Here is a 24,331-nt window from a genome sequence, read left to right as displayed (position 1 = left end):
TTTTCCAGTATACTGGAAAAGGAAGGGATTTCCTATGTAACCCTGGGCCGGGGGGAGATTGTCAATCTTTCCTCGCCTTTCTCCGCAGATCTCCCGCCTTCCGCATTCCTGTACCCAGCAGGCACAGGGTGCGGAAGTGTTTTTTCTGCATCAGGCGCAGGCAGAGATCCTTTCCGGGGGCTGTGGCAATGATTTTGGCGTAGAAAGCGTCCTCGGCGATTTGCCGCAGAAGTTTACAGCGGTTGGGTATGGTTGTGGAGAATTTTGCCACCAGCCAGACCTGAAACCGTGTCAGCCTGCGGAGCCAGGTCATATATTCGATAAAGTCCGCTTCGGTCCAGACATTTTGTCCCCGCAGAAAATTCCAGCAGGTTTCCAGCACCAGAGAGGTGACCTTGTATTTTTCGTAGCCAAGGCCGTTGGTGGCGGAGTTGGGATTCTGGGTGTAATTGTACAGGCTGTCCGGCAGAAAAACGGCCTTTTGACAGTCCCGATACAGTGGAATGCTTTGCAGCAGGTCTTCTCCGAAGCGAACGGGGTAGAATTCCGGGTGATCCTCCCGGGGCAGCAGAGAAAGGGCCGGAACCTTTTTCCAAAGGGGATTGTACCAGCCGTCCTGAAAGACAATCTTATAGAGCAGCCGCCGGTCCGTGACTGTGCCGGTATAGGCGGAATCCACCGGAAACGGCCGCAGAATTTGGCCTTCAAAAACCTGATCTTCTCCCAGAAACACCAGATCGGCACCGGTTTCTTCAACGCAGCGCCGGATCACTTCCAGAGCGTTTGGCTTCAGACTGTCGTCCGCATCCAGAAAGACCACCCGGTCCTCAGGGCTGCCATGCTCCAGCAGAAAGCGGATCGCCGTCCGGCGTGCCCCGTAGGGGCCTGTATTTTTTTGATGAATGACATGCACACGCCCGTCCTGGGCCGCGAAGGTATCGCACAGGGCCCCGGAGCCGTCCGGGGAGCCGTCGTCCACCAGGACAATTTCAAAATCCTGCACGGTCTGGGCCAGCACGGAGTTCACACAGTCCGCAAGAAAGGCTTCCGCGTTATACACGGGCACCGCAATGTAAAAGTTCATGGCTTACCCTCCCATCCGGTTTCGCAGCCAGAGCGTTTCACACAGCCAAAGATACCGCCGGAACTTCCCTTTTTCCAGAGCCTGGGCAAGAGAAGCGTATCGGTGGGCGGTCAGGCCGGAAAAATACTGCTTTTGCAGCTGCCGCTGGCAGAGATAGACCCCATAGGGAACATTTTTACCCAGAAGCCGCGTCCGGTGGTAGGTCAGCAGGACCATGTGCAGAAAGTGGGTATAGGCATCCGCGTCATAGTTTAAGCCAAAGGCCGCCCGCTCCTTCAGCAGCCGCCGGGTGATATACAGGCTTTCCAAGGCCTTGGGCCGCCCCTGAGAGGCGGCGGAAACCCCTTGCGGGTTCAGAAGGTAGGCAAAAACCGGGGTATCGATGGCGTAAATACGCTTTGCCATAGGCAGCAGAATCTGAGAGATTACGGAGTCCTCATACCAGTAGCCCGTGGGGAATTGGAGATTTCCCCACAAACTGCGGCGAAATGCCTTGCCGCAGGTCATGCCGGGGACGGTTTCCCGGTCGGTGACAGCTCCGGCGGGGAAGGCTTTTCCGGGGGTGATATTGCCGGAAGGATCCTTGCGGACGTAGCCGCCCAGAGCGATATCCGCGTTATTTTCAAAAGCGCAGCGCAGCAGTGCGTCAATGCTGCCGGGCAGCAGGGTATCGTCGCTGTCGTGGAAGAGAATGTAGCGGCCCCGGCAGAGGGAGAGACCCGCGTTTCTGGCCCCGGAGTGGCCTTTATTTTCCTGACGCAGCAGCTTGACCCGGGGGTCTTCCCGGTAAGGGGCCAGAATGGCCGGTGTTTCATCTGTGGACCCGTCGTCAACGACTACAGCCTCAAAGCTGTAAGAAGTCTCCTGCCCCAGAACGGAGTCCATACAGGCTTTCAGATAGGGCGCGTTATTGTAGCAGGGAATGATGATGCTCAGATCCACCTGGGCATCCAGCCAATCTGTCCCCCGGTCCAAAAGACAGCCGCCGCCGGAATCCGGCCAGATGGCTTCCAGAGCCTTGTCCGCACCCGCGGGAGCAGGGCTGAAAAGTTTTCCAAGGGAACGGCAGCCCTCTGTGATCAGCTTCCGGGGCTTCATAGGGCAGCGCCCTCCGTCAGATGGGCGTAAAGGGCCTCATACCCCTGGGCCATGGCTTCGATGGAAAACCGCCGGGCCTCCTGCCGGGCCTGTGTGCCCAGGTGCTCCCGCAGAGTTTCGTCCTTGACGAGCCGCTCAATGGCCTGAGCCAGGGCTTCCGCCGTAGGCGGGATCAGAAGACCGCTTTCCCCGTCTGTGATGATATCCGGCACGCCGCCGACTCTGGAGGCGACCACGGGAAGCCCCGTGCCCATTGCCTCGATGATGGTCATAGGCATGCCTTCCCATTTGGATGGCAGCAGGAAAATGTCCGTCTGGGTCATGCGGTCCGGAATATCGCCGCAGACGCCCTCAAAGACGATATGCCCGGAAAGCCCCGCCTCAAGTACCTGCTTTTGAATGCTTTCCAGCAGGGGACCATCGCCGCAGCAGCGGATGCGTACATTGCAGCCCCGTTTTTTCAGAATGGCCGCTGCCTGAACCAGCACTTCATGGTTTTTCTGGGGGAAGAACCGGCCCACATGCAGCAGTTCTACGGGATAGTGGAGGGCGTAGTCGCTTTTTTCGCCGCAGCGGGACAGGTCGATGCCGTTGGTGATGACGGGAATCTTTGCCTCCGGCAGACCATAGAGTTCCGCAACGGAGTGCTGCACCTCCCGGGTCAGGGCCACGGGCTGGGCCTTGCCCCGGCGGAAGAGGTATTTGCCGATCTGCTGATCCAGAAACACGGCTTCCTGCGCCGCCTGGTTGTGGACGGTATGGACAATGGGAATATTGCGGGAGGCCAGCGCCGCGTATTTCAGAGCGTGCAGGTGGGTGTGGATCACCTGGGGATGCAGCTCCCGCAGCAGCTTCTTCAACTGGCCCACGCACTGAAAACCGGAACCAAGGGTTTTGCCCAGATAGAAAAGGGGAATCCCGGCCTGTTCCATGCGGTCCGTGATCATGGTCCTGTCCCCGGAAAGGCTGACGGCAAAGACCTCATGGCCGTCCTTTTGCAGCTGACGGCACAATCCTTCACACATGGTTTCCGCGCCGCCCACGCCGAAGGTGGGGATAATCTGCACAATTCTCATAGGGTGCCTCCTGACTCATATACAGCCCGCAAGGGCTGTTTGTATCGCTCCAGATCCAGAAGCTGTTCTGCCTTGGCGCGCGTGTTCCCGGAAAGGGTTTGCCGCAGAGCGGGATCCCGCAGAATGCGGGCGCAGCTCTGGGCCAGAGCATCGTCGGCGGATTCCAGAAAACCGGTCTTTCCCGGCTCCACCAGGTCGCACAATCCATCCACCGGGGTGCTGACAATGGGGATCCCAAGGGCCATGGCTTCCAAAGCGCACATGGGCGTCCCCTCCCAGAGAGAGGTCATGAGCATCAGCCCGGCGTTTCGCAGAAGCCCATAGGGGTTGGACTGGAATCCCAGAAGCTGAATGTGGGCTTTGGCTGGACTCTGTTCCCATGCGGCGCGGACCTGCTGCTCCAGCTCTCCGCTGCCGATGACCTTTGCGTCCAGATCCGGCACAAGGATGGATAGCTTTTCCAGAACCTTCAGCATCCGCAGAGGGTTCTTCGGCTCGGACATCCGCCCGATAAAGACTACATGGCTTTTCCTCTGATCCGGCGCTGCCTCGGCCCGCTGCCGCAGGGTCTGGGGGTCGATGGTGTTGCGCAGCACGGAGCTTTTTGCGGCCACAGCCTTGCGGAAATAGAAGCTCTCCATGGCGGAAGGGGAGACCCAGAAGATGTGCTTCGCCTTTTTTGCGGCAGGAAGGAACAGGGCGGTTTTCGGGGTCAGGCCACGGGAATTGAAATTATTGTTGTGGATGTGACACACAAGGGGTGTTTTCCCGCAGGCCGCCGCGCAGACCACGGAGGAGAGCATATCGTGGGCCTGAATGAGATCTGGCTTCTCCTGCCGGATCAGCCGCCGGACCTCGCTGACGGAAAAGGTCTTCATGGGAAGAAAGGGAATGTCCCGCTCCCGCAGGGCCTCCCGGATGGGACCGTCGGGGCAGCAGTAGACCATGTTGATCTCGCCCCGGAACATGGCAATGATCTGGCAGACCACATTCTCTGCTCCGCTGAAGGTGTTTCGGGGCAGAAAATGCAGAATTTTCTTCTGGGTTTCCATAACTTTTCCCTTTCTAAACCAACATTTTCCTGATTATACCACAAAAGAAGTGAAAAAGAAAGAGAAAACCGTGCCGAAAAACGGCACGGTTCAGGAGAAAAAAGATCACTTGACAAACCGCTTCAGAATGTTTGTCAGCAGCAGGGCAACGGCAATCTTGATAACGTCCGGGATGATGTAGGGAATGACGCACATACCCAGCACGGCGCCCAGGGTGATGGCGCCTTTGGAGCTGGTGTAGAGCACCATAAACCAGGCGGTTCCGAAAGCGTAGCAGACCAGCAGTCCGATCACCATGGAGAGAGCCAGTGCCCATTTTTTCTTACCAAGCAGTGCTTCCATGGCCCACATCACCAGGGCGGAGGCCAGGAACCCCACGATATAGCCGCCAGTCACGCCGACCAGTTTGCCGATGCCGCCGGAAAAGCCGGAGAACACGGGAAGTCCGACGACGCCCATGAGGATGTACACCAGCACGGCCAGCGTACCCCGCTTGCCGCCCAGCAGACCGATTGCCAAAAACACGCCCATGGTCTGCAGAGTGAAGGGAACTTCTCCGGGAATGGAGATCCAGGAGCAGATGGCCATCAGGCAGGCAAACAGGGCGATATACACCATGTCCAGAGTCTTCATTTTCTTTGTTTGCATTTTGATCTATCCTTTCTTTTCCCGAATACGGACTTCACCGGCCCTTAAGGTCTGCCGGGTGCCATCCGGGTATTCTATAATCAGTCCGCAGTTTTTATCCAGATCCAAAGCCCTGGCGGGGTGCTGCCCCCTGGGCGAAATAACCCAGATATCCCGGCCCAACACCATACAGTGCTGCCGGTAACGTTCCTCGTAGCCCTCGGGAGACCTGTACAGTGCCCAGAAACGGTTCAGAAACGCGGCGGAGAGCGCGTTTTTGCCGTTGTCCAGAGGAGCGGAGAGAATGGCCCCGGCGGTATGGGCAATTTCAGCGGGAAAGCCGTCCGCGGGGGCATACAGGTTGAAGCCCACGCCCAGAACCACATAGTCAAGGCTTCCGTCCTCCAGGGATACGGAGGCTTCCGTCAAAATTCCGGCTACCTTGCGGCCGTCCAGAAACACATCGTTGACCCATTTGATCTGGGCCTGCTGTCCCGCGATTTCAGAAACGGCCTCGCAGGCGGCCAAAGCGGCCATAGTGGTCAATCGGGCAGCGCCGGAAGGGTCTTCAAGGCCGGGCCGCAGCAGAACGCTGAGATAGACTCCGGTATCCGCCGGGGAGAAAAAGCTTCTGCCCAGCCGTCCCCGGCCCTGACTCTGGGAGCCGGAGATCAGCACCGTGCCCTCGGCAGCCCCCAGGGCCGCCTGCTCCCGTAAAAGGGCATTGGTGGAGGTCACCGCAGGACGCAGATCAATCTTATAGGGATGTCCCTTGTCCAGTTGTCCGAGAATTCCGGGAGCCGAGAGAATATCCAGCCCCGGTTCCAGACGGTAGCCCCGGTTTTGCTGGGCGTCAATGGGAAAGCCCGCTTCTTTCAGCGCCTTTACGCCCTTCCAGACCGCCGCCCGGCTTACGCCCAGACTCTGGGCCAACTCCTCGCCGGAGAGAAAGCTCCCCCGGCAGGACAGCAGCAGGGAGAGAATCTGATCTTTCGTTGCCATGGGACACCTCCGGAATCAATTGACAATTGACAGTTGACAATTGACAATTAGGCAGCTGTTTCGACGGAGATGCCAGAAATTTCAATACTGTCCCGAAGGGACTCCATAATTGTCAATTGTTCATTGTCTATTGTCAATTCGTACAATGACTTTCCCGCTTACGTTACCACACCGCACAGTTCCTGTCAACCTGAAATTTTATGTGGTTTACAATTAGAAAAGAGAAAAACGCCCCGGTTTCCCGGGGCGCGAAATATCAATTTTCAGCAGCCAAAGCCGCCGATCTGGCAAAGAATCTGCCAGATAGAGCAGAAATTAAAACGCATTCTTCCAGCCTCCCTGTTTAGATTCTGTCTCGCGAGGACGAAGGAATTGTAACTTATTTGTAATCAAAAAGCAAGCTGTAAATTCTGGAAATCCTCAGCCCGCCGCGGCGTCGGTACCGCTGTCAGAGGCAAAGGACAGAATCAGGCCGTTGGGCAGACAGGCGATGGGCAGGCCGCTGTCGCACCAGCCCATGGCCATGCAGACGTGGTCGGGACAGCTGGCGTGGGTGACGGCTACCCTGCCATCCCGAATTTCAACGGTGTTGGTGCCGCCGTTGGCCCCGGTCAGTTCCAGTATCTGATTTTCGGAAAGCTCCAGCACCTGGGTAACGATGCCGTCCTGTACGACAGTGACGGTTTTCTCCGGCGCTTTGGGCCGCAGCAGCCAGAAACTCAGGCCAAGACTCAGAACCAGCACCAGGGCCAGCAGAATGATCCAGTATTTGGTCTTCATGGTGTTCTCCTTGCATGTTTTCTCTACTATAGCAAGTTCCGGGGCAAAAGGCAATGGGAATTGTCTTGCTTTTTTGATCGAATTTGACTATACTGGAAGAAAAATATCAGGGAGGTATTTTCCGTGAAGAAACACATTCTCTGCATTGGCGACTCCAATACCCACGGCTACTGTGCGGACCCAGGGGACTGCGCCGATGGCGGCATCCGTTTTAACGAGGACGAGCGCTGGACCTGCCGTCTGCAGAAGGCTTTGGGAGACGATTACCTTGTGACGGAGGAGGGGCTGTCCGGCCGGACGACTTCTTTTGAGGATCCTATCAATGAGAACATGGCGGTGCTGCCCTACGTATATGCCCTGCTGAAGAGCCACGAGTATGTGGACCTGCTTGTTATCATGCTGGGCACCAACGATTCCAAGCAGCGCATGAATACCACACCCTTCGTGGTCGCCAAGGGCATGGAGCGGCTGGTGCGCAAGGCCATGACCGTGGACTGCTGGGCTCCCGGCAAGAAGCCCAATGTGCTGATCATCGCCCCGCCCCCCATTGGCAGGGGCATGGAGTCCTCTGATGTGGCGGACGAAATGGGCAAGGGCGCTGTGGAGACTTCTCAGGAGTTGGCGAGGTACTATGCGGCCACGGCGGAGCTGCTGGGTGTTCACTTCCTGGATGCGGCATTCTGCGAGTTCAACTCCGTGGATTTCATGCACCTGACCCGCAGGGGCCATGCCCAGCTGGCCGAAAAGCTGGCTCAGCTGGTGCCGGAATACGTGAAGTAAACAGGCAGAAATCCCGGATTTCCAGACGGAAATCCGGGATTTTTTACATTTGGACGATTATTCGGCACGCTCCATGGCGAGCTGGAAATCGCGGGTGTCGGTGAAGATCTCGTTCTTATAGGGATTCTTCTTCTGCTGAATGGCCCGGCGGATGATGATGGCGAGGGCCAGTGCGTTAATGGCCAGAGACAGTACGGAAATCACACCCTGAGCCGTGGGATTTGCGGCGGTGGGGCGGACAGCGGCATCCATGAAGCCGTCAGCGTACAGCAAGGGGATGGTGGTGAACACGCTGCGGTCCTGGAACAGAGGGAATACCTGGGCGAACATACACCAGATGGCCAGGGTGTTGGCACGGTTTTGGATCCAGCCGCCCTTGTTCCACAGGGAGGCGGCCACGGTGGGGGCCAGCAGCAGAGCCAGGCCGCAGTACCAGGCGTGGGTGGGCAGATTCAGATAGGTGTACTGGAAGTTCCAGACGTCATAGGCCAGAATGTACAGCCAGATCATGTCGGGCCAGAGCATATCGTCCTTCTTCTTGGAGGAGTAGATGCCCCACCAGCCGGTCATGCAGAAGATGTTCAGCAAACCGGCGAAGCCGTTGAGCCAGTTCCACCAGCCGCCGTACAGCCACACGTTTTCACTGGACAGCCACCAGCCGTCTGCGCTGAGCGCACCCTTGATGGCGGACTCAAAGTCACTGCCTACGGCAATGAGAATATTGATGGCAACGATGACAAAGGGGAAGGGCTTGAACCAGTTTTTTTTGCCGATGCCCCACTGATATTTGATCACCATAAAGCCGATGCAGCCAATGGTTGCGGCATAGAGTTTGGCGTAGTGGAACCAGCTGTTCATGTAGAGGTAGGTGGGGTTGTTCAGAGCCCAACCCGCGCCCATGGAAGCGCCGATGGCTACGGCGATGAAGTACACAGTCAGTGCGCCGGGAAGTGCCAGAAAGAAGAAAATACCGCCTTTTTTGGTGCGCCGGGCAATCTCGTTGGTGAGGATCAGCCCCAGGAACACCAGCAGCCAGCCCAGAAGCTGGCAGCCCGCTTTGTCCCCATAGATTTGGAATAACATACGTTTGCCTCCTGTTTTTCTATTTTCCCCTCCCGCCGAAGCCGTGACGCAAATGGAAGGGGCCTTTCGAAATCAGTATAACAGGTATTGAATAGATTGTCAATTCTAAATCGATAATTTGAGAACGATTTGTGAAAAACGTAAAAAAGACTCCCCCGGAGGGGAAGCCTCGTTACTTCTGCTTCGCACTGTCCAGAGACTTGCCAAAGACGAAGAACCGCTGATAGAGGAACTCTGTGGAGAAATTCAGCAGCATGTTGACAATGGTCACAAGATATTCGTTCCAGCCCAGACCGTCCGTCAGGCAGCTGCCCAGAAGGGTGGAAAGGGGCGTGAATACCGCGTAATAGGCGGCCACCTTTGCCATGGCCACGGGCACGTTGGCGGCAGACTGGAAGGTGAACTTCCGATTCAGCGTGAAGTTCCACAGCACACTCAGACACAGCGCGATCAGGTAGCAGGGCCAGTAGGGAAAGTGCGTGAATTCGTTGAGCAAGGCAAAAGTGCCCATTTCGATCAGACCGGCGCTGACGGAGAAAAAGGCAAATTTCAGGACACGGATGAATTCTTTCATAGAGATTCCTCCCTGGAAAAATTTCTGCCCCGGATAATCCGGGGCAGTTTTTTGCGGAAATTACTTCACAGTGACGGAGGTAACATGGGGCTGTGCGACATCGTACCAGTACAGGAAGCCCTCTACATCGATGACATCGCCCACCTTCAGGTTGGTGACGGTAGTGTACACATCGGTGCCCTCGCCGCACAGATAGCTCTCAACGGTGAAGGTGTAGGTGTTGGTGCCGTCGGATACGTTGAAGTACAGGTCGCTGTTGCTGCCCGCGGCGCCGGAGCCGTCCCAGTTGTACAGGAAAGCGGCGCCATCGTCGTTGGCGGCAACCACGGTCAGACCGTTAACGGCGATCTTCTCGTTTTGCCAGTCGATCAGGTTGGAAGCAGCCAGACCGCCGGTGATGTCGTGGGCGGGGGCAATGTAGGAGCCCTCTAGGATCTCAAAGGTAGCGCCTTCGGCGACCTCAATCTCCCCGTGGTAGCTGGTCTTATAGCCGTTGACGCGGATCTTGGTACCGGGAACCAGCTTGGCAGCGTCCTCCTCGGAGCACTCCATCTTGTACAGGAAGTAAGCACCGTCCTCGCTCTGGGCATAGACGGTGATGGCATTGTCCCACCAGGACTGATGGGCCTGCACATAGGTCTCGAAGCAGACAGGGGACTCCTCAGGAGCGGCCAGGAATTCAGCATGGGTCATAACGTCAGCCTCCGCCTCCGCGGGAGCGGTCACCTCCTCGGTGGTCTCGGCAGTGGTAGCCGCCTCGGTGGTTGCGGCAGGGGCGTCGCTTTTGGCGCAGCCGACAAACACAGCGATCATGCTGACAGCGAGCAGCAGGGCAATGAGCTTTTTCATTTTCATTCATTTCTCCTTATCGGATGATGTGGTGTCCGGCGGCGGTTTCCGACCGGACCTGCACCCATTATAACGGCTACGCCGGGAAAAATCAATGGTTAGAGGTGCTCTTTTTCCGCTTTTCCCGCAGAAAAGCCACCCCAATGCCGACCCAGCACAGCCCCAAACCAATCAGCAGCAGCCGCGCCTGGGCAGGCAGCGGACCCAGGTCCGCCGTGCCCTCCACCCGCTGAATCTGATCCAGATGATTCAGAGAGGCGACACGTTCATAAATGGCATCCAGCCCCTCGTCATCTGTAGGAAGCTTGCGCAGCACCGCCCGGACCGTCTCGTCAATGAGTTGTCCGGAGGCCTGCCGTACAGATGCCGAACCGTTGAACACCGGGGTCACAAAGGTGTTCTCACTGTTTTCCAACAGCAGCCTCGTGGCATTGATCTTGACACTGTAATGGGTGTTCGTATCCTCGCCCGCCCGATTCAGGTAGTCCTGATAGAGGCTATCCTGCCGCGCCTTTTCCGTAACGGGCACATAGCCTTCCGTCTGGGCATAGCGAATCTGTACATCGTTGGTCAGCAGGAACTGGGTAAACAGCCAGGAGGCCAGCACCTCCTGCGGGTCATCCTTGTAAAACACGCAGACAGAAGGCCCTTGGGAAATCATGCTGATATTCTCCGTGTCGTACTGGGGAACTGGGTACACTCCGGTCTCAAACTGCACCAATGCCTCCTCGCTGATATCCAGCAGGGGGGCGTCACAGCCCATCCAGGTTGCGCCGGCCGTGGAGTCTATCGCGAAAATACACTGGCCCGCATTCAGATAGTCCGCCGGGTAAGAGCTGATCTTGAAGGTAGAAAACGCACCAGTCGTGGTGTGGTCCCGGACCTGCTCCAGGATTCCCTTGCTCTGACTGTTCCACAGCTCCACGGTACCGTCCGCCCGGGCATAGGGTGCGGACAACTGATGGAGCATCTGAATCATCATATTGTCCGAAGACTTATAGATAAAGGGGATCAGAACCTTCTGGCCGTTGAGCTTGAAGGTCCCATCGGCATTTTTCGCCATAGCTGCCTCGCTGACCTGCCAGACAAAGTCCCAGGTCAGCACCTCCGGCAGCGTAAAGCCCAGCTTTTCTACATAGTCCTTGTTTACGTAACACGCCTCTGTAGAGCGCATGAAGGGCAGTGCGTAGGTAGTGCCGGAGATGGCGCACTCAGAAAGAAATTGAGGCACCAGCTCTTCCTTCGTAGGGCCGTCAAAGCGCAGCTCACTTTCCCCCAGACCATAGCGAGGGTCCTCTATCAGCGCATCTAGAGGAACCACAGTATCCTCGCCTGTCAGATAGGTCGCAATGTGGTCCGGATAGGTAATGCAGATGTTGGGGGTCGTCTCCGTGGCAATATTGGTAATCACATCGGTATAGATTCTGGCATAGTCTGTATAAATCCGCAGCGTGATGTGGATATTGGGGTAAAGGGCCTGAAAATCCTCGATAGCCTGCTGATAGGTGGCCGTCTGGTACTTATTGGTATCACTTTTGCACCAGAAAACCAGCTCATAATTCCGGGAGGTATCAAAGCTCTCCGGCAGAGTATACTGCCGGGTAGTCTCGCCGGAATCGGTAACCAGATGGCCATGGCAGCCGGTGAGCAAAAGGGCAAAAAGCAGCACCAGGGCAAGTGTTTTTTTCATCCCTTGGTACCTCCTCTGGCCACTCCGGCCATGATCTTTTTCCGGAAAATCAGGAACAGAACGATCAGCGGCAGGGAAATCACCGTGACGGCGGCCATCATGGCGGGGATGTTCTCCCGGCCAAAGCCGTTTTCCCGGATCTCCTGAATACCCACGGACACCAGAAAATAGTCCTGCTTGTCCGTAATGAGCCGGGGCCAGACATAGCTGTTCCAGCACTCGATGATCTTCAGAATGGCGATGGTGACCACGGTGGGCTGGCAGATGGGCAGCAGCACCTTCCACAGGTACTTGAAGTCCGAGGTGCCGTCCACCTTGGCGGCGTAGTACAGCTCGTCCGGCACCTGGGAGAAGTTCTCCTTCAGAAGATAGATATAGAACACGGACGTTACCGAGGGCAGGATCAGTCCCAGAAAGGTGTTCCGCAGGCCCCACTGGGTAATGGTCACAAAGTTCGTAATGACTACCAGCTCCGAGGGAATCATCATCAGCGCCAGAAAGGCCACGAAAATCAGATCCCGTCCGGGGAACCGCAGCCGGGAAAAGGCAAAGGCGGCCAGAATGGTGACAAACAGCATCAGCGCCGTGGTGATCACCGTGAAAATGACCGTATTCAGAAAGTACCCGGAAAGGGGCACCTGGGAAAAGGCGCTGGCGAAATTTTCAAGAGTGGGGTGCAGGGTGAAGAGCTTGGGCACAAACTCGCTGCTGTAGCTGCCGTAGCTTTTGACGGAGGTCAGCAGCATCCAGTAAAAGGGGAACAGCACGAGAATCGCCCACAGCACCAGCACCAGTCCGATGGCGGCAAGGTAGGCAATCTGCCGCCGCTTCGCGTTTTTTTCAATCAAAGCGTAATCCATGGCGGCACCTCAGACATAGTGGACGTGCTTTTTGCTTACCAGCAGGTTGATGCAGGTAATGGTCAGCACAATGGCAAACAGCAAAATGGCCGCGGCGGAGGCGTAGGAGGGGTAGCCGCCGGCATTGCCATAGAGCATATCATAGACGTAGCCCACGATGGTGTTCATACCCGCGGCATTCAGATCCGTACCGAAGAGGGCTACGGCGTCGGAATAGGCCTTGAATGCTCCGATAAAGCCCGTGATTACCAGATAGAACAGGCTGGGGGAGATCATGGGCAGGGTGATGCGCCAGAAGATGCGGCCCTTGGAGGCCCCGTCCACCCGGGCGGCGTTGCGGTAGGTCTGGTCCACGGAGGCCAGAGCCGAGGTCAGAATCAGAATTTTGAAGGGCATGACGATCCAGACGGTGTACAGGCACAGCACCAGCATCTTCGCCCAGTAGGGGCCGGAGAGAAAATCCACGCTGGCAAAGCCCAGAGCGTTCAGAATCAGGTTTACAAAGCCGTCGGAGTAGGCAGTCTTCCGGAAGAGAATCATGAACACCAGGCCCACCGCCAGGGTGTTGGTGACGTAGGGCAGAAAGAAAATGGTCTGAAACAGCTCCCGCAGCTTCTGAATGGAACTCAGGCACAGGGAGATCAGCAGAGCCAGCCCGGTGGACAGCGGTACGGTAATCAGCACCAGCAGGAAGGTGTTTTTCAGCGCCTGCAGAAAGTAGGGGTCGTGGAGCACATAGGCGTAGTTGTAAAGCCCCACTCCCGTATAGGTCTGGGAGGCAAAGTTGTAGTTTTCCTGAAAGGAATAGACGAACACGTCAATAAGGGGGTATACCAGAAAGAAGCCCAGAAACAGAAAGGCGGGCAGCAGATACAAAAAGCCCTTTGGGTTGTTCTTCTCCATGTTATGCCTCCCGGGGCCGCAGCCGCGCGCCGGTTTCCGGGTCGAAAAGCAGCACCTTGGCACTCTTCAGACGGAAGCGGACGGCATTCCCGTGGGTACCCTCGGTGCCGTCGGACTGACGGATGGCCCGGAAAGTATCCGTCTGGCAGCCCGCGTGGGTACACAGGAAGCTCACGTCCCGGCCCATGACCTCCAGCCGGTTCAGGCCGCAGCAGAGGGGGCCGTTTTCCTCCGGCACAAAGCCCTCGGGACGGATGCCAACGGTGACGGAACCGTCAGAAAGGCCCGGCACGGGCAGAACCTTGTCCGTACCCAGATACAGCCATTCGCCCTCGACCCGTCCGTCAAACAGGTTGATGGGGGGCGTTCCCAGAAATTTCGCCACGAACAGGTTGGCGGGATCGTCATAGACCGCCTGGGGCTTGCCGGTCTGCTGGACCACGCCCTCCTTCATGACCACGATCTCATCGGAGATGCTCATGGCCTCCTCCTGGTCGTGGGTGACGAAGACGGTGGTGATGCCGGTCTCCCGCTGGATTCTGCGGATCTCCTCCCGGGTCTGCAAACGCAGACGGGCGTCCAGATTGGAAAGGGGTTCGTCCAGCAGCAGTACGGAGGGCATCTTTACCAGCGCGCGGGCAATGGCCACCCGCTGCTGCTGGCCGCCGGACATCTCACTGGGCTTCCGGTCCAGAAGGCCCTCAATCTGCACCAGCCTGGCGGCCTCCGTGGCCCGGCGGACCATCTCCGCTTTGCCGGGCCGGTCCTTGCCCTTCAGGTTTTCAAGAGGAAAGAGAATGTTCTGCAAAACCGTCATATGGGGGTACAGGGCGTAGTTCTGGAACACCAGGCCGACCCCCCGGTTCTCTGTGGGCAGATCCGTCACGTCCTTGTCTCCGAAGAAGATTTTTCCGGCGGTGGGGGCCTGCAGTCCGCAGATCATGTAAAGGGTCGTGCTCTTGCCGCAGCCGGAGGGCCCCAGCAGTCCCACCAGCTTCCCATCCGGGATCTCGTAAGTAAAGTCGTCCACGGCGACCACCTCGCCGCCCTGTTTTTTGTTTCGGTTGGGGAATCGCTTGGTCAGGTGCTGTAACGTAACGTTCATAGCAGTCCATCCTTATCGGTACAGATTCATTCGGGTTTGGCCGGAATACAAATTGACAACGATGGTGTCATAAGCGGAACGGATTCAAACAGGTTTTGCGCGGTTCCCACACGAAACCTTCTCAACTGTCAATTGTCCATTGTCAATTCAACGATGCTCCCATTATACCCCTCACCCTGTCCTATTGCAAGGAAAAAAAGCAAAAGCCGCCACAATTGCACAGACAAAGCGCCTGCGCGCCAATATTGTGCGGCTGAACTGCCAACGTCCCTTGGGACGGTGCCGAACCGCACCGCCCTAAAATTCTTCCCCTTGCGCAATTGAACAAAAGGGGGTATAATGTTCGAAACATGAGGAAAGAGGAACCGTCTATGTCTGAGCTGCATTCCCATGACCATGAGCATATGCACGATCATGACCACGATCACGAGCACGACCATGAATATCTCCATGCCCACGGCATTCCCCACAGCCACAGCCACGTCCATGAGAACCAGAAGGCCGTTATCAACCGGCTTTCCAGAGCCATCGGCCATCTGGAAAAGGTGAAGCGCATGGTGGAGGAGGGCTACGACTGTTCCGAGGTGCTGGTGCAGCTGGCGGCGGTCCGTTCGGCTCTGGACAACACAGGCAAGGTCATTCTGAAGGACCATATGCGCCACTGCATGGTAGACGCCGTAGCCGCCGGAGACCAAGAGGCCATTGACGACCTGTGCGTGGCCATTGATAAATTCATGAAATAAACAAACGCTCCAAGCGAGGACAAGGCAATGACACTGGAAGCATTTTTCAAAGAGAACCCCAAAACCGCCCTGGCCTTTTCCGGCGGGGTGGATTCTTCCTATCTGCTCTGCGCGGCCATGCAGGCCGGGGCAGAGGTGCGGGCATATTATGTCAAGACGGCCTTTCAGCCGGAATTCGAATACGAGGATGCCATGCGCCTGGCAAAGCAGCTGGGGGTCGAGGTTACGGTGCTGCGGCTGGATGCCCTTTGCGACCCTCAGGTGGCGGTCAACCCCGCCAACCGCTGCTATTACTGCAAGCAGAACATTTTTGGCAGCATCTGGCGCGCCGCCCGGGCAGACGGCTTCTCCGTGTTGCTGGACGGTACCAACGCGTCCGACCAGGCGGATGACCGGCCGGGCATGAAGGCCCTGCGGGAGCTGAAGGTCCGTTCTCCCCTGCGGGAGGCGGGGCTGACCAAGGCAATGATCCGGGAGAAATCCCGGCTGGCCGGACTCTTTACCTGGGACAAGCCTGCCTATGCCTGCCTGGCCACCCGAATTCCCACCGGCGAGACCATTACGGAGGAGAAGCTGACGCGGACCGAGTGGGCCGAAAGCTATCTGATGGGTCTGGGCTTTTCGGACCTGCGGGTGCGGCTGCTGGGCTCCTGCGCCCGGGTTCAGCTGCCGAAGGAACAGCAGGAGGCGTTTCTGGACCGGCGGGAGGAGATCCTTGCTGTGCTGAAGACCCGCTACAGCGGCGTGCTTCTGGATATGGAGGCGCGCGATGGACGGTGAGATTCGGGATATTCTGCTGGGCGTTCAGCAGGGAACGGTATCGGTAGACCAGGCGCTGCTGCACCTGAAGCAAAAGCCGTTTGAGGATCTGGGCTACGCTAAGGTGGATCTGCACCGCAAGCTGCGCCAGGGGGCCGGAGAGGTGATTTACGGCGCGGGAAAGACGGCTCAGCAGATTGCGGGCATTCTGGCCGGCTTCCGGGAGAATGGACAGAAAAATATGCTGATTACCCGGATGGACGCCGAAAAGGCGGCCTTTGTGAAAGAAAAGCTGCCCATTACCTATTATGAAGACTGCGGCATCGGCATTCTGGGCGAAAACGCCAGACCCTGGGGCATGGGAAAGATTGTCATCGCCACCGGCGGCACCAGCGACCAGCGGGTGGCTGAGGAGGCGGCCCGGACGGCGGAATTTCTGGGCAATGAGGTGGTCCGGCTCTATGATGTGGGCGTTTCCGGCATCCACCGTCTGCTCAGCAACAGTGAGGTGCTGATGGATGCCGCCGTGGTCATTGCCATTGCGGGTATGGAGGGCGCCCTGGCCAGCGTAGTCGGCGGGCTGTGCGACTGCCCGGTGATCGCCGTGCCCACCAGCGTGGGCTATGGCGCGGCTTTCGGCGGCGTGGCTGCGCTGCTGAGCATGCTCAATTCCTGTGCCAGCGGCGTGTCCGTTGTGAACATCGATAACGGCTTTGGGGCCGGATATCTGGCCTCCATGATGAACCATATGGAGAAGCGCCAATGACGGACGAGATTTTTGAACTGAGCTGCAACCTGGACGATATGACCGGGGAGGAGCTGGGCTTTGCCAGTGAGGTGCTTCTGAATGCCGGTGCCCTGGATGTGTATACCATTCCCATCGGCATGAAGAAAAACCGCCCCGGGGTCATGCTGAATGTGCTGTGCCGCCCGGAGAGCCGGGAGAAAATGGTGAAGCTGCTGTTTCTGCACACCACGACCATCGGCGTCCGGGAGACCCGGCACGACCGCTACATCCTCCGCCGGGAGGAGGAGACCAGACAGACCCCCTATGGCCCCGTTCGGGGCAAGGCCGTGGAGGGGTACGGCGTCCGGCGGGAAAAGCCGGAATACGAAGACCTTCGCCGGATCGCTCTGGAACAGGGGATATCCCTGCGCCAGGCCCGGGAAATGCTATCAGGAAAGGATGAACAAAAATGATTGAATACCGCTATGACACCCAACTGCTCATCGATGGTGAGGACCTGGACGAGGACGCCATCAACGACTACTTTGTGGAGAACTTCAAGGGCGACTGCCTGCTGGCTGTAGGAGACGAGGACACCATCAAGATCCACTACCACACCAATGAGCCCTGGAAGGTGCTGGAATACTGCGCCTCTCTGGGGGAGATTTACGACATCGTTGTAGAGGATATGGACCGCCAGGCACGGAACCTGCATGGGTAAAAAACACCCCCGCCGAAGGAGGCACTTCGTAAGGAAGTGCCTCCTTTGGCTTTTGTAATCAGCCGGAATGATTGAATTGTAGGTAAATCAATCATATTGGAGGATTACAAAATGGAGAAGTATATTTATAACGAACAGAATGGGCTTTGGTTTGAACTGCAAGGGGACTACTATCTGCCCTGTCTGAAACTGCCGGAGGAACCGGAGGTACACATCGGTATCTGGGGGCAGCGGCACCGGCGTTATCTCAAAAGCCACCGCAGGGCACTATATACCTCCCTGCTCACCAGCGGTAAGTTGAACAGCTATCTTGCTGACATTAACCGGCAGGCGGAGGAACTATTCTCTCGGCTGGTAAAGCAGATAGCAGAATCCGAGAATATTAACGAGGAGCTAAAGGCTACTGATACAACGGCGTGGATAGGCAAGATGAACAATGTCAGAAACCGGGCAGCGGAAGTCGTAAGCGAAGAGATTATCTATAAGTAAAAACTGTAATCGGAGGGTAAGGCAACGAGCTTTATCCTCCGATTTTTCAAAGCCGCTTGACAAATCCAAATGACAATAGTATAATGCATTTTGACAATGATGTTTGTCAAAAAGACAAAGAAAATTGTCGGACGGAGGTACTGTATGATACTGCGAAATCGTTTGAAGGAACGCAGAGCTGCACTGAATGTCAATCAGCAGGAAATGGGACGCTTATGCGGCGTATCACGGCAAACGATCAGCCTGATTGAACGGGGCGATTATTCGCCGTCGGTCACCCTTGCTCTGACGATTGCAAAGGTCTGCGGCGTTACGGTAGAAGAAGTCTTCTATTTACAGGAGGAAACTGAAAATGAAAAATGACGAAATCAGGCAAGCAAATCGAAAAGCTCTGCCTAAATTTTTACTCTTTGCGGTCGTATGTACGGTTATCGGCGGCGTAATCGGCTATTACTCTGGTTATGGTGCAGCAAAAGGCGGGATAGATAAATTGGTCGGCATTATAAATGAAACGGGAGCGTTTTTCGGAACATACCTCGCCCCGTGGCTAATGCTGGTGCTGGCGCTTATCGTGCCTGTGGTCTGCATCCCTATTTATCGAAGCGCAAAGAAACTGGTTGCTGCGTGGGATGGTGAGGATGAGGACATCTCGGACACGGTTGACAGAAAACTGTCTTTAGTGATTTGGATTACAAGCGCAGCCCTTATTGTCTCCTATTTTCTGATTGCGGCGTCCTATTCGGGAGGTTTTGCAATATTCGACGACAAAAAAAGAACCATTATATTTTTTATTGGCATTGCAGCTTTTTTCGGAATTATGGCTGAAGCGATTATTATTCAGCAAAAGTGTGTGGACACCGCAAAGCAGACAAATCCCGAAAAGAAAGCATCCGTCTATGATATGCGGTTTCAAAAAAAGTGGATTGACGACTGCGATGAAGCCGAGAAAATTATGATTGGCAAATGTGCGTTCAAAGCATACTCCGCAACAAATGTGGTCTGCACGGTTTTGGCGATTGTGCTTGCGGTCTGTGCGCTCTTGTTCGATATAGGATTTTTGCCTTCGCTTATGGTATGCCTTGTCTGGGTCGTTAATATATCAGTGTACTGCAAGGAGGCAATGCGCTACTCCAAAGCTGGGAATAAAATCTCCTAAATATAATTGGGAGGAATACGCAAATGAACAGTCTTTACCTCATTTTGCTTGCCCTGTTCCTTCTTGTGATTATCCCACGGATAATGCAGCGAAGGAGATTGGCAGCAATCAGACATATTTTGAACCAAAAATTGCAGAACAAGGAGAACATTGAAATGAAAGAATTGGCAAAACGGTTTATCGGAGAAGAATGCATTATTTATACGATTACTTCAAATGACGGTAGCGTACAAGGATTGATAAAAGAAATTGATGACGGCGGTATGGTCATAGAGAAGAAAACAGGCGAACTGGAGATTATCAATCTGGATTTCGTCACCCGTATTCGGCAGTATCCGAGAAAGAAGAACGGAAAGAAAAAGGGCATCGTATTGGACTGAGCAGCTTGCCATCGTTGCAATAGTGATGAGCTTTAGAAAAGGCGAAAAAATGACGAAAGATAAGATTTTGAAAATCATAAGCGGCTTATGCGTAGGGATTGGTGTAGGCGCTTGCTTTGGCGTGGCTATGCACAACATAGTTGTGGGGCTTCTGTTCGGTTTGAGCATAGGAATATGCTTTGCCGTGACTTTTGTTTGTGTCGGGAGGAAAAAATAGTTGCATTTCTTACCCCGCACTACTTGTGGGCAACACATTCGCTGTTTGTGGGGAAGAATTCTTACGGAAAATGCGCTATACTTTTCTTCGGAGGTACATAAAAATGGATCAAATTAAGATAGGAAAATTTATAGCTGCTCTGCGGAAAGAGAAATGCTTGACGCAGGAGCAGCTCGGAGAAAATCTTGGCGTGACCAACAAAACCATTTCCCGTTGGGAGAACGGTAACTATATGCCCAATGTGGAAATGCTGTCGCTGCTGTCAAAAGAATTCGGTGTCAGCATCAACGAACTTGTAAGCGGAGAACGGCTTGCCACAGAGGACTTCAAGAAAGCTGCCGACAGTAATCTTGTGACTGCACTGGATAACAGTACATTTACGCTGAAAGAAAAGATAGCGTTTTTCAAGAAAAAATGGCTGAAAGAACATATTGCAACGATTGCACTGCGCGTTGTGGCGTGGATTGGCATTATCGTATGGACAGTGCAAAAATTGCGAGGAAGCGATGCATATCAGCTTCTAGGTGCAATCGGCAGTATGCTTGCCATACTTTTCTATGTGGTACTGCGCAACCGCATGATGATATATGTGGAGGATCACGCATATCGGGCAACGCCGGACAAGGAAAACGAAACGAAAAATACCTAACATCACAACAGTTTCAAAAGGAGAAGATAATTATGTATACTTACAAAACAGAGATTTTAACGGTCAGCACAAAATGGTTTTCGGACAAAGCGAATGCAGAGGACATTTTGATGCTGGATAAGATGATAAACGAGAGAGCTTCTGACGGCTGGGAGCTTGTAACATACGATTATATGGCAACATCCACACGGATAAAAGGTGCGTTTGTCATTACTTTCAGAAAAGAAAAGGCATAACTGTTAAGTTATATGACGAGAGAAAATCTATGGAGGCGAGAAAATGGATAACTGTTGCAGCAAATGCGGCGGAAAAATGGTGACAGGTTACTTGATGGCAGGAACTTGGCTTGCCGAATTTACTCCGCTGTGCGACGAAAAGAAATTAAAACGCAGGCACTTAAAAGTGCTTTGCGATACCTGTGTTGAGTGCGGGAGCATTGAAAATATCCGTGCAGAAAAAACAGCAATCTTGAAATAGCCATTGACGAACAAGCGTTCTATATGCTATACTATATTCTGCTCTCATAGCAGAGTCCACAACTGAATATCTGAAATGAAACACAAGGCAGCCGCCGTAAAAGAGATTGCGGCTGCGCCGCTCCTGTTGCTGAGTCTGCCAGCGGGGCGGAAAAAGCAGACAATGAAGGTTTCTGAATAACAGAGCCGGTACATAGTTTCATCAAAGATATGGCGAGAGATCATCTCCCGCTGATTTGATGTGCTGTGTACCGGCTCTTTTTGTCGTTATAGCCGCCGTTCACAAAAAGTTTACAAAATTTTTTCGTGCAAACGGCAAAAAAGTTCCCAGTTGATTATTATTGAGGGGGTTAATAAATGAGCCTTCTTGCTGCCTACCTATTGAGGGGCAAATTGAAAACTGAATGACCGTCCGAATGGGATATGACCTTGCGATGACCTCTCCGGCAGGGAGTGAGCGAGGCAACGCTGCGGTGAGATTCCGGGGCAGGAATAGAAAAACGACATTCGGAGAAAACGGCAAACAATCTGCAAATTTTTCAAGAAACAGTTCCGTTTTACACCCGTGATTTCTCCTATTTATGGGGAAAGCTGTTTTACGGTCAAGACCGCAGATTTTCGCAGAGTTCCTTTTGCAGAAACGCTGGACGGCCCCGGCATCGTCTACGGCGTTTCCATTAGAAAATCCTTAAATTCTGCCGGTCTTGAACGGGCCTTTTTCCGGTAAAAACGGGCCTTCTACAAATGCGATCCGAAATGAGGTGAAATTCAAAATGATTACAGGAATCAAGAAGAAAAACAAGCTGACCGAGATATGGTTTGACGAAACCGGCAGCGCTGTCACCATCCGTACTTACAACACCGACCTGAAAAATCGATTGGCGGCGTATGCGGCAAAATATCCCTCCCACTGTCGCCTGACGGACGATGACGAGTGCGGCTGCCTGACCTTCGAGATAGACCGCCGACGATTCTCCGTCCGGCTGACCGCTCCCTATTCCGAGGACAGGCGCAGCGAAGCCAAGGAGACGATGACCGCCGTTAATCAGCGGAGACAAAATGACAATTTCAAGAAGTCGCTATGACCGAGAGGTGCTGTCCACAGGAATAACAAGCATATTTCTTCTGCTCCTCCTACCGCAAGAACTCCGAGGTCTGCACCGCCCACTATATCCGTGAAAAAGTCGTGGAGCAGATCGTTCTGGAGAGTATGCAGCGTATTCTCTTGAATGTGCAGGCCTTTGAGAAGGAGTTCGCCCGCAAGCAGATGGACTGCTACACGGAGGACAAGAAGAAGCTGCTTGCCGCCAAGCGCCGGGAACTGATCAAGGCGAAGAAGTGCATTGCGGAGATTGATGCCCTGATCCAGAAAATCTACGAGGACAACGCCAGCGGAAAGCTATCTGACGAGCGCTACGCCACTCTGTCCCTGTCCTATGAGGAGGAGCAGAAAACGCTGAAGGCTGCCGTCCCGGAGATGCAGGCGTATCTGGAAATCGAAACGGATAAGACCGAGAGCTTGCAGCGGTTCATCCAGAAAGTCAAACAGGTCACAGAGCTGAAGACCCTGACCCCGGAGCTGATCCACGAGTTCGTGGACAAAATCGTGGTGTATGCGCCCAGATACCTTGACAGCAAGCGGGTGCAGCTTTTGGACATCTATTACGGCGGCGTGGGTATCCTCCACGAGCTAACCCCAGAGGAAATGGAAGAAGCCTTCCAGCAGCACCTCACCCAGCGCAACAAAGAGAAAACGGCATAGCCGCAAGGGTTACACCGTTTCCGAAAACTTATTAAACTGAGATACAAGAGCCACCTTGGGGCACCTTCCTTACGGAGGGTGCCCCGATGGGCGGGGATGTTGACAAAACCACGGATGTGGGGTATAGTATAGGCACAAAGGGTGCTGCCAGTAGACGGCTCCCCAAAGATTCAGGCTAAGAAGTAACCGTTGCTTTGGAGAGGGCGGTTACTTCTTGTCATTATGATCAATAATCCCAATTATCAGGGAGATCAAAGCCACAAGGAATGTACAGAACTCAATGAGACTCGGCCATGAAACCATGTGTGCGCACCCCCTTCCTATTTCAAGGGGGCAAAAGAAGTGGATTACCCCCGAATGGGGGAACCGCCTATCGGGGTACTGACAGCACCACAGACAGAGTAACACAGGATTTGACAGATTGCAAGGGGAAATAAACACAAACCGGGGCACGGCGTGCTGCAAAGGCGGTCGTGTCCCGGTTTTTCATTTTATCGAATGGCCTCCGTAATGGTGCCGCCGCCCAGAACCATGTCGCCCTGGTAGAGGACCACCGCCTGACCGGGGGTCACGGCCCGCATGGGTTCGGTGAACTCCACCCGGGCAAAGCCGTCCGCTTCCGGAATGACCCGGGCGGGCTGCTCAAACTGACTGTGGCGGATTTTGACGGTAACGTCCGCAGGGGCGGTCAGTTCCGGGAAGGGGAACCAGTTCCAGTCATTTGCCCGGAGCCCCCGGGAAAACAGGGCGCTGTTGGGGCCTACCGTAACGGTATTGGCCTGCATATCTTTCCGGCACACATAGACCGGTTCCCCCATGGCAAGCCCTAAGCCCTTGCGCTGCCCAATGGTATAGCGGACAGCCCCCCGGTGTTGCCCCACAACATGGCCGGCTTCGTCCAGAAAATCGCCGGGAGCATAGTGCTTGCAGGTGTAGCGCTCCAGAAAGGCGATGTAGTCTCCGCCCGGTACGAAACAGATATCCTGACTGTCATGCTTCCGGGCTGTGACGAAGCCATGCTCCGCAGCAATGGCCCGGACCTCCGGCTTGGTCAGACTGCCCAGAGGAAACAGGGTATGGGCAAGCATATCCTGGGTCAGACAGTAGAGAAAGTAGGTCTGATCTTTGGTTCTGTCCGCGGCCTTATACAATAGATACCGGCCGCTCTCCGGGTCCTGATGGATCTGGGCGTAGTGGCCGGTGACCACGTACTGGCAGCCCAGTTCCCGGGCACGGCGCAGCAGAGCGCCGAATTTCAGATAGCGGTTGCAGTCAATGCAGGGACTGGGGGTGTCGCCCCGCTCATAGCAGCGGACGAATTTATCCATGACCGTCTCCCGGAAGGTATCCTGAAAATTAAAGGTATAGTGGGGCATCCCCATCCGGCGGGCCACGCTTTTCGCGTCTTCCACATCGTCCAGGGAACAGCAGGTGCTCTGCTGATCCTCCCCCAGAACATCATTGCTGAACAGCCGCATGGTGGCTCCAACGCAGTCGTAGCCCGCCTGCTGGGTCAGAAATGCGGCCACGGAGCTGTCTACGCCGCCGCTCATGCCAATCAGTGCTTTCTCCATAATATAAAGATCTCCCGGTGCTGTACATAGCTTTTTTTCGGAGTATAGCAAGCGGGGGAGGAAAAGTCAAGGCGGATCGGCGCCGCGATGCAATTTGAAAATTACAAAATTGTTA

General features: G+C 55.0%; 31 protein-coding genes and 1 pseudogene. 16 read left to right on the top strand and 16 right to left on the bottom strand.

Features of this window, described 5'->3' with window-relative positions:
- Nucleotides 1-61 precede the first annotated feature (61 nt).
- From KQI10_RS07940 to KQI10_RS07910, 7 genes are all read right to left on the bottom strand, one after another.
- On the bottom strand, nt 62-1,084 hold the full coding sequence (locus tag KQI10_RS07940) for a glycosyltransferase family 2 protein (RefSeq protein ID WP_216566868.1): 1,023 nt from the start codon (nt 1,082-1,084) through the stop codon (nt 62-64).
- A 3-nt stretch (nt 1,085-1,087) separates the two neighbouring features.
- Entirely contained in the window at nt 1,088-2,182 is a 1,095-nt protein-coding gene (locus tag KQI10_RS07935) for a glycosyltransferase family A protein (RefSeq protein WP_216566867.1), read from the bottom strand.
- Complete coding sequence (locus KQI10_RS07930; RefSeq protein WP_216566866.1) at nt 2,179-3,258, bottom strand: glycosyltransferase; 1,080 nt, start codon at nt 3,256-3,258, stop codon at nt 2,179-2,181. Before KQI10_RS07930 ends, KQI10_RS07935 begins: the two co-directional genes overlap by 4 nt.
- Nucleotides 3,255-4,310 (bottom strand): glycosyltransferase, encoded by a 1,056-nt coding sequence (locus KQI10_RS07925; RefSeq protein WP_216566865.1) that lies wholly within the window; start codon nt 4,308-4,310, stop codon nt 3,255-3,257. Before KQI10_RS07925 ends, KQI10_RS07930 begins: the two co-directional genes overlap by 4 nt.
- A gap of 105 nt (nt 4,311-4,415) precedes the next feature.
- Nucleotides 4,416-4,958 carry a biotin transporter BioY gene (locus KQI10_RS07920; RefSeq protein WP_253285211.1) on the bottom strand — a complete coding sequence of 181 codons (543 nt, stop codon included), beginning with the start codon at nt 4,956-4,958 and terminating at the stop codon, nt 4,416-4,418.
- 6 nt (nt 4,959-4,964) lie between these two features.
- Nucleotides 4,965-5,939 carry a biotin--[acetyl-CoA-carboxylase] ligase gene (locus KQI10_RS07915; RefSeq protein ID WP_216566864.1) on the bottom strand — a complete coding sequence of 325 codons (975 nt, stop codon included), beginning with the start codon at nt 5,937-5,939 and terminating at the stop codon, nt 4,965-4,967.
- Nucleotides 5,940-6,359: 420 nt separating this feature from the next.
- On the bottom strand, nt 6,360-6,719 hold the full coding sequence (locus KQI10_RS07910; protein ID WP_216566863.1) for a NusG domain II-containing protein: 360 nt from the start codon (nt 6,717-6,719) through the stop codon (nt 6,360-6,362).
- 123 nt (nt 6,720-6,842) lie between these two features.
- On the opposite strand from KQI10_RS07910, the gene KQI10_RS07905 reads away from it, so the two are divergent.
- Nucleotides 6,843-7,499: a GDSL-type esterase/lipase family protein gene (locus tag KQI10_RS07905; RefSeq protein ID WP_216566862.1), complete on the top strand. Its 657-nt coding sequence runs from the start codon at nt 6,843-6,845 to the stop codon at nt 7,497-7,499.
- A 57-nt stretch (nt 7,500-7,556) separates the two neighbouring features.
- Here the strand turns inward: KQI10_RS07905 and KQI10_RS07900 are convergent, their stop codons facing one another.
- From KQI10_RS07900 to KQI10_RS07870, 7 genes are all read right to left on the bottom strand, one after another.
- Nucleotides 7,557-8,582 carry a DUF5692 family protein gene (locus KQI10_RS07900; RefSeq protein WP_216566861.1) on the bottom strand — a complete coding sequence of 342 codons (1,026 nt, stop codon included), beginning with the start codon at nt 8,580-8,582 and terminating at the stop codon, nt 7,557-7,559.
- A 172-nt stretch (nt 8,583-8,754) separates the two neighbouring features.
- On the bottom strand, nt 8,755-9,156 hold the full coding sequence (locus KQI10_RS07895) for a GtrA family protein (RefSeq protein ID WP_216566860.1): 402 nt from the start codon (nt 9,154-9,156) through the stop codon (nt 8,755-8,757).
- Between the two features lie 60 nt (nt 9,157-9,216).
- Entirely contained in the window at nt 9,217-10,011 is a 795-nt protein-coding gene (locus KQI10_RS07890; protein ID WP_253285210.1) for a hypothetical protein, read from the bottom strand.
- Nucleotides 10,012-10,096: 85 nt separating this feature from the next.
- Nucleotides 10,097-11,695 carry an ABC transporter substrate-binding protein gene (locus tag KQI10_RS07885; RefSeq protein WP_216566859.1) on the bottom strand — a complete coding sequence of 533 codons (1,599 nt, stop codon included), beginning with the start codon at nt 11,693-11,695 and terminating at the stop codon, nt 10,097-10,099.
- Nucleotides 11,692-12,555 carry a carbohydrate ABC transporter permease gene (locus KQI10_RS07880; protein ID WP_216566858.1) on the bottom strand — a complete coding sequence of 288 codons (864 nt, stop codon included), beginning with the start codon at nt 12,553-12,555 and terminating at the stop codon, nt 11,692-11,694. Before KQI10_RS07880 ends, KQI10_RS07885 begins: the two co-directional genes overlap by 4 nt.
- A gap of 9 nt (nt 12,556-12,564) precedes the next feature.
- Nucleotides 12,565-13,458 carry a carbohydrate ABC transporter permease gene (locus KQI10_RS07875; RefSeq protein WP_216566857.1) on the bottom strand — a complete coding sequence of 298 codons (894 nt, stop codon included), beginning with the start codon at nt 13,456-13,458 and terminating at the stop codon, nt 12,565-12,567.
- Nucleotide 13,459: 1 nt separating this feature from the next.
- Nucleotides 13,460-14,563, bottom strand: coding sequence for an ABC transporter ATP-binding protein (locus tag KQI10_RS07870; RefSeq protein ID WP_216566856.1), 1,104 nt, complete (start codon nt 14,561-14,563; stop codon nt 13,460-13,462).
- A 404-nt stretch (nt 14,564-14,967) separates the two neighbouring features.
- Here KQI10_RS07870 and KQI10_RS07865 point away from each other — a divergent pair, with 404 nt between their 5' ends.
- The 15 genes and pseudogenes from KQI10_RS07865 to KQI10_RS07800 all read left to right on the top strand — a co-directional run bounded on the left by KQI10_RS07865 (nt 14,968) and on the right by KQI10_RS07800 (nt 22,642).
- Complete coding sequence (locus tag KQI10_RS07865; protein WP_216566979.1) at nt 14,968-15,306, top strand: metal-sensing transcriptional repressor; 339 nt, start codon at nt 14,968-14,970, stop codon at nt 15,304-15,306.
- A gap of 27 nt (nt 15,307-15,333) precedes the next feature.
- Nucleotides 15,334-16,086: an ATP-dependent sacrificial sulfur transferase LarE gene (gene larE, locus KQI10_RS07860; RefSeq protein ID WP_216566855.1), complete on the top strand. Its 753-nt coding sequence runs from the start codon at nt 15,334-15,336 to the stop codon at nt 16,084-16,086.
- Nucleotides 16,076-16,831 carry a nickel pincer cofactor biosynthesis protein LarB gene (gene larB / locus KQI10_RS07855; protein WP_216566854.1) on the top strand — a complete coding sequence of 252 codons (756 nt, stop codon included), beginning with the start codon at nt 16,076-16,078 and terminating at the stop codon, nt 16,829-16,831. Before larE ends, larB begins: the two co-directional genes overlap by 11 nt.
- On the top strand, nt 16,828-17,265 hold the full coding sequence (gene larC, locus KQI10_RS07850) for a nickel insertion protein (protein ID WP_216566853.1): 438 nt from the start codon (nt 16,828-16,830) through the stop codon (nt 17,263-17,265). The genes larB and larC overlap by 4 nt, the downstream gene beginning before the upstream one ends.
- Nucleotides 17,262-17,513, top strand: coding sequence for a kinase to dihydroxyacetone kinase (locus tag KQI10_RS07845; RefSeq protein ID WP_216566852.1), 252 nt, complete (start codon nt 17,262-17,264; stop codon nt 17,511-17,513). The genes larC and KQI10_RS07845 overlap by 4 nt, the downstream gene beginning before the upstream one ends.
- 111 nt (nt 17,514-17,624) lie before the next feature.
- Nucleotides 17,625-18,002, top strand: coding sequence for a TnpV protein (locus tag KQI10_RS07840; RefSeq protein WP_216566851.1), 378 nt, complete (start codon nt 17,625-17,627; stop codon nt 18,000-18,002).
- 144 nt (nt 18,003-18,146) lie between these two features.
- Nucleotides 18,147-18,365, top strand: coding sequence for a helix-turn-helix transcriptional regulator (locus KQI10_RS07835; protein ID WP_046433092.1), 219 nt, complete (start codon nt 18,147-18,149; stop codon nt 18,363-18,365).
- Nucleotides 18,355-19,158 (top strand): DUF3169 family protein, encoded by an 804-nt coding sequence (locus KQI10_RS07830; protein ID WP_216566850.1) that lies wholly within the window; start codon nt 18,355-18,357, stop codon nt 19,156-19,158. Before KQI10_RS07835 ends, KQI10_RS07830 begins: the two co-directional genes overlap by 11 nt.
- A 23-nt stretch (nt 19,159-19,181) precedes the next feature.
- Entirely contained in the window at nt 19,182-19,538 is a 357-nt protein-coding gene (locus KQI10_RS07825; protein ID WP_216566849.1) for a hypothetical protein, read from the top strand.
- 320 nt (nt 19,539-19,858) lie between these two features.
- A complete protein-coding gene (locus KQI10_RS07820; protein WP_216566848.1) occupies nt 19,859-20,404 on the top strand; it encodes a helix-turn-helix domain-containing protein in 546 nt (181 codons plus the stop codon).
- Between the two features lie 32 nt (nt 20,405-20,436).
- Nucleotides 20,437-20,640, top strand: a complete 204-nt coding sequence (locus KQI10_RS07815; protein WP_216566847.1) for a DUF4177 domain-containing protein — start codon at nt 20,437-20,439, stop codon at nt 20,638-20,640.
- 43 nt (nt 20,641-20,683) lie between these two features.
- Nucleotides 20,684-20,881 carry a hypothetical protein gene (locus KQI10_RS07810; RefSeq protein ID WP_216566846.1) on the top strand — a complete coding sequence of 66 codons (198 nt, stop codon included), beginning with the start codon at nt 20,684-20,686 and terminating at the stop codon, nt 20,879-20,881.
- Nucleotides 20,882-21,653: 772 nt separating this feature from the next.
- Nucleotides 21,654-21,965, top strand: coding sequence for a hypothetical protein (locus tag KQI10_RS07805; protein WP_216566845.1), 312 nt, complete (start codon nt 21,654-21,656; stop codon nt 21,963-21,965).
- Nucleotides 21,966-22,006: 41 nt separating this feature from the next.
- Nucleotides 22,007-22,081: pseudogene (locus KQI10_RS11825) on the top strand (hypothetical protein); the annotation flags it as partial.
- Nucleotides 22,082-22,090: 9 nt separating this feature from the next.
- Entirely contained in the window at nt 22,091-22,642 is a 552-nt protein-coding gene (locus tag KQI10_RS07800) for a DUF4368 domain-containing protein (protein WP_253285208.1), read from the top strand.
- 207 nt (nt 22,643-22,849) lie between these two features.
- Here KQI10_RS07800 and KQI10_RS11960 read toward each other — a convergent pair whose 3' ends face one another.
- Nucleotides 22,850-22,945 (bottom strand): putative holin-like toxin, encoded by a 96-nt coding sequence (locus tag KQI10_RS11960; protein ID WP_371818387.1) that lies wholly within the window; start codon nt 22,943-22,945, stop codon nt 22,850-22,852.
- A 188-nt stretch (nt 22,946-23,133) separates the two neighbouring features.
- Entirely contained in the window at nt 23,134-24,216 is a 1,083-nt protein-coding gene (mnmA, locus tag KQI10_RS07795; protein ID WP_216566844.1) for a tRNA 2-thiouridine(34) synthase MnmA, read from the bottom strand.
- Between the last annotated feature and the right edge of the window lie 115 nt (nt 24,217-24,331).

It is taken from the genome of Pseudoflavonifractor sp. MSJ-30, assembly GCF_018918045.1.
Taxonomy (GTDB): domain Bacteria; phylum Bacillota; class Clostridia; order Oscillospirales; family Oscillospiraceae; genus Faecousia.
This window is presented reverse-complemented; position numbering and strand designations above follow the sequence as displayed.

What these genes read in the sequence shown, in the direction of transcription:
- KQI10_RS07830 (WP_216566850.1), top strand. Translation starts at nt 18,355, where the DNA reads ATGAAAAATGACGAAATCAGGCAAGCAAATCGAAAAGCTCTGCCTAAA.
- KQI10_RS07800 (WP_253285208.1), top strand. Translation starts at nt 22,091, where the DNA reads ATGCAGCGTATTCTCTTGAATGTGCAGGCCTTTGAGAAGGAGTTCGCC.
- KQI10_RS07875 (WP_216566857.1), bottom strand. Translation starts at nt 13,458, where the DNA reads ATGGAGAAGAACAACCCAAAGGGCTTTTTGTATCTGCTGCCCGCCTTT.
- KQI10_RS07810 (WP_216566846.1), top strand. Translation starts at nt 20,684, where the DNA reads ATGGATAACTGTTGCAGCAAATGCGGCGGAAAAATGGTGACAGGTTAC.
- KQI10_RS07825 (WP_216566849.1), top strand. Translation starts at nt 19,182, where the DNA reads ATGAACAGTCTTTACCTCATTTTGCTTGCCCTGTTCCTTCTTGTGATT.
- KQI10_RS07940 (WP_216566868.1), bottom strand. Translation starts at nt 1,084, where the DNA reads ATGAACTTTTACATTGCGGTGCCCGTGTATAACGCGGAAGCCTTTCTT.
- KQI10_RS07910 (WP_216566863.1), bottom strand. Translation starts at nt 6,719, where the DNA reads ATGAAGACCAAATACTGGATCATTCTGCTGGCCCTGGTGCTGGTTCTG.
- KQI10_RS07865 (WP_216566979.1), top strand. Translation starts at nt 14,968, where the DNA reads ATGCACGATCATGACCACGATCACGAGCACGACCATGAATATCTCCAT.
- KQI10_RS07885 (WP_216566859.1), bottom strand. Translation starts at nt 11,695, where the DNA reads ATGAAAAAAACACTTGCCCTGGTGCTGCTTTTTGCCCTTTTGCTCACC.
- KQI10_RS07895 (WP_216566860.1), bottom strand. Translation starts at nt 9,156, where the DNA reads ATGAAAGAATTCATCCGTGTCCTGAAATTTGCCTTTTTCTCCGTCAGC.
- KQI10_RS07930 (WP_216566866.1), bottom strand. Translation starts at nt 3,258, where the DNA reads ATGAGAATTGTGCAGATTATCCCCACCTTCGGCGTGGGCGGCGCGGAA.
- mnmA (WP_216566844.1), bottom strand. Translation starts at nt 24,216, where the DNA reads ATGGAGAAAGCACTGATTGGCATGAGCGGCGGCGTAGACAGCTCCGTG.
- larC (WP_216566853.1), top strand. Translation starts at nt 16,828, where the DNA reads ATGACGGACGAGATTTTTGAACTGAGCTGCAACCTGGACGATATGACC.
- KQI10_RS07880 (WP_216566858.1), bottom strand. Translation starts at nt 12,555, where the DNA reads ATGGATTACGCTTTGATTGAAAAAAACGCGAAGCGGCGGCAGATTGCC.
- larB (WP_216566854.1), top strand. Translation starts at nt 16,076, where the DNA reads ATGGACGGTGAGATTCGGGATATTCTGCTGGGCGTTCAGCAGGGAACG.
- KQI10_RS07935 (WP_216566867.1), bottom strand. Translation starts at nt 2,182, where the DNA reads ATGAAGCCCCGGAAGCTGATCACAGAGGGCTGCCGTTCCCTTGGAAAA.
- KQI10_RS07840 (WP_216566851.1), top strand. Translation starts at nt 17,625, where the DNA reads ATGGAGAAGTATATTTATAACGAACAGAATGGGCTTTGGTTTGAACTG.
- KQI10_RS11960 (WP_371818387.1), bottom strand. Translation starts at nt 22,945, where the DNA reads ATGGTTTCATGGCCGAGTCTCATTGAGTTCTGTACATTCCTTGTGGCT.
- KQI10_RS07815 (WP_216566847.1), top strand. Translation starts at nt 20,437, where the DNA reads ATGTATACTTACAAAACAGAGATTTTAACGGTCAGCACAAAATGGTTT.
- larE (WP_216566855.1), top strand. Translation starts at nt 15,334, where the DNA reads ATGACACTGGAAGCATTTTTCAAAGAGAACCCCAAAACCGCCCTGGCC.
- KQI10_RS07820 (WP_216566848.1), top strand. Translation starts at nt 19,859, where the DNA reads ATGGATCAAATTAAGATAGGAAAATTTATAGCTGCTCTGCGGAAAGAG.
- KQI10_RS07805 (WP_216566845.1), top strand. Translation starts at nt 21,654, where the DNA reads ATGATTACAGGAATCAAGAAGAAAAACAAGCTGACCGAGATATGGTTT.
- KQI10_RS07925 (WP_216566865.1), bottom strand. Translation starts at nt 4,310, where the DNA reads ATGGAAACCCAGAAGAAAATTCTGCATTTTCTGCCCCGAAACACCTTC.
- KQI10_RS07920 (WP_253285211.1), bottom strand. Translation starts at nt 4,958, where the DNA reads ATGCAAACAAAGAAAATGAAGACTCTGGACATGGTGTATATCGCCCTG.
- KQI10_RS07845 (WP_216566852.1), top strand. Translation starts at nt 17,262, where the DNA reads ATGATTGAATACCGCTATGACACCCAACTGCTCATCGATGGTGAGGAC.
- KQI10_RS07890 (WP_253285210.1), bottom strand. Translation starts at nt 10,011, where the DNA reads ATGAAAATGAAAAAGCTCATTGCCCTGCTGCTCGCTGTCAGCATGATC.
- KQI10_RS07835 (WP_046433092.1), top strand. Translation starts at nt 18,147, where the DNA reads ATGATACTGCGAAATCGTTTGAAGGAACGCAGAGCTGCACTGAATGTC.
- KQI10_RS07915 (WP_216566864.1), bottom strand. Translation starts at nt 5,939, where the DNA reads ATGGCAACGAAAGATCAGATTCTCTCCCTGCTGCTGTCCTGCCGGGGG.
- KQI10_RS07870 (WP_216566856.1), bottom strand. Translation starts at nt 14,563, where the DNA reads ATGAACGTTACGTTACAGCACCTGACCAAGCGATTCCCCAACCGAAAC.
- KQI10_RS07900 (WP_216566861.1), bottom strand. Translation starts at nt 8,582, where the DNA reads ATGTTATTCCAAATCTATGGGGACAAAGCGGGCTGCCAGCTTCTGGGC.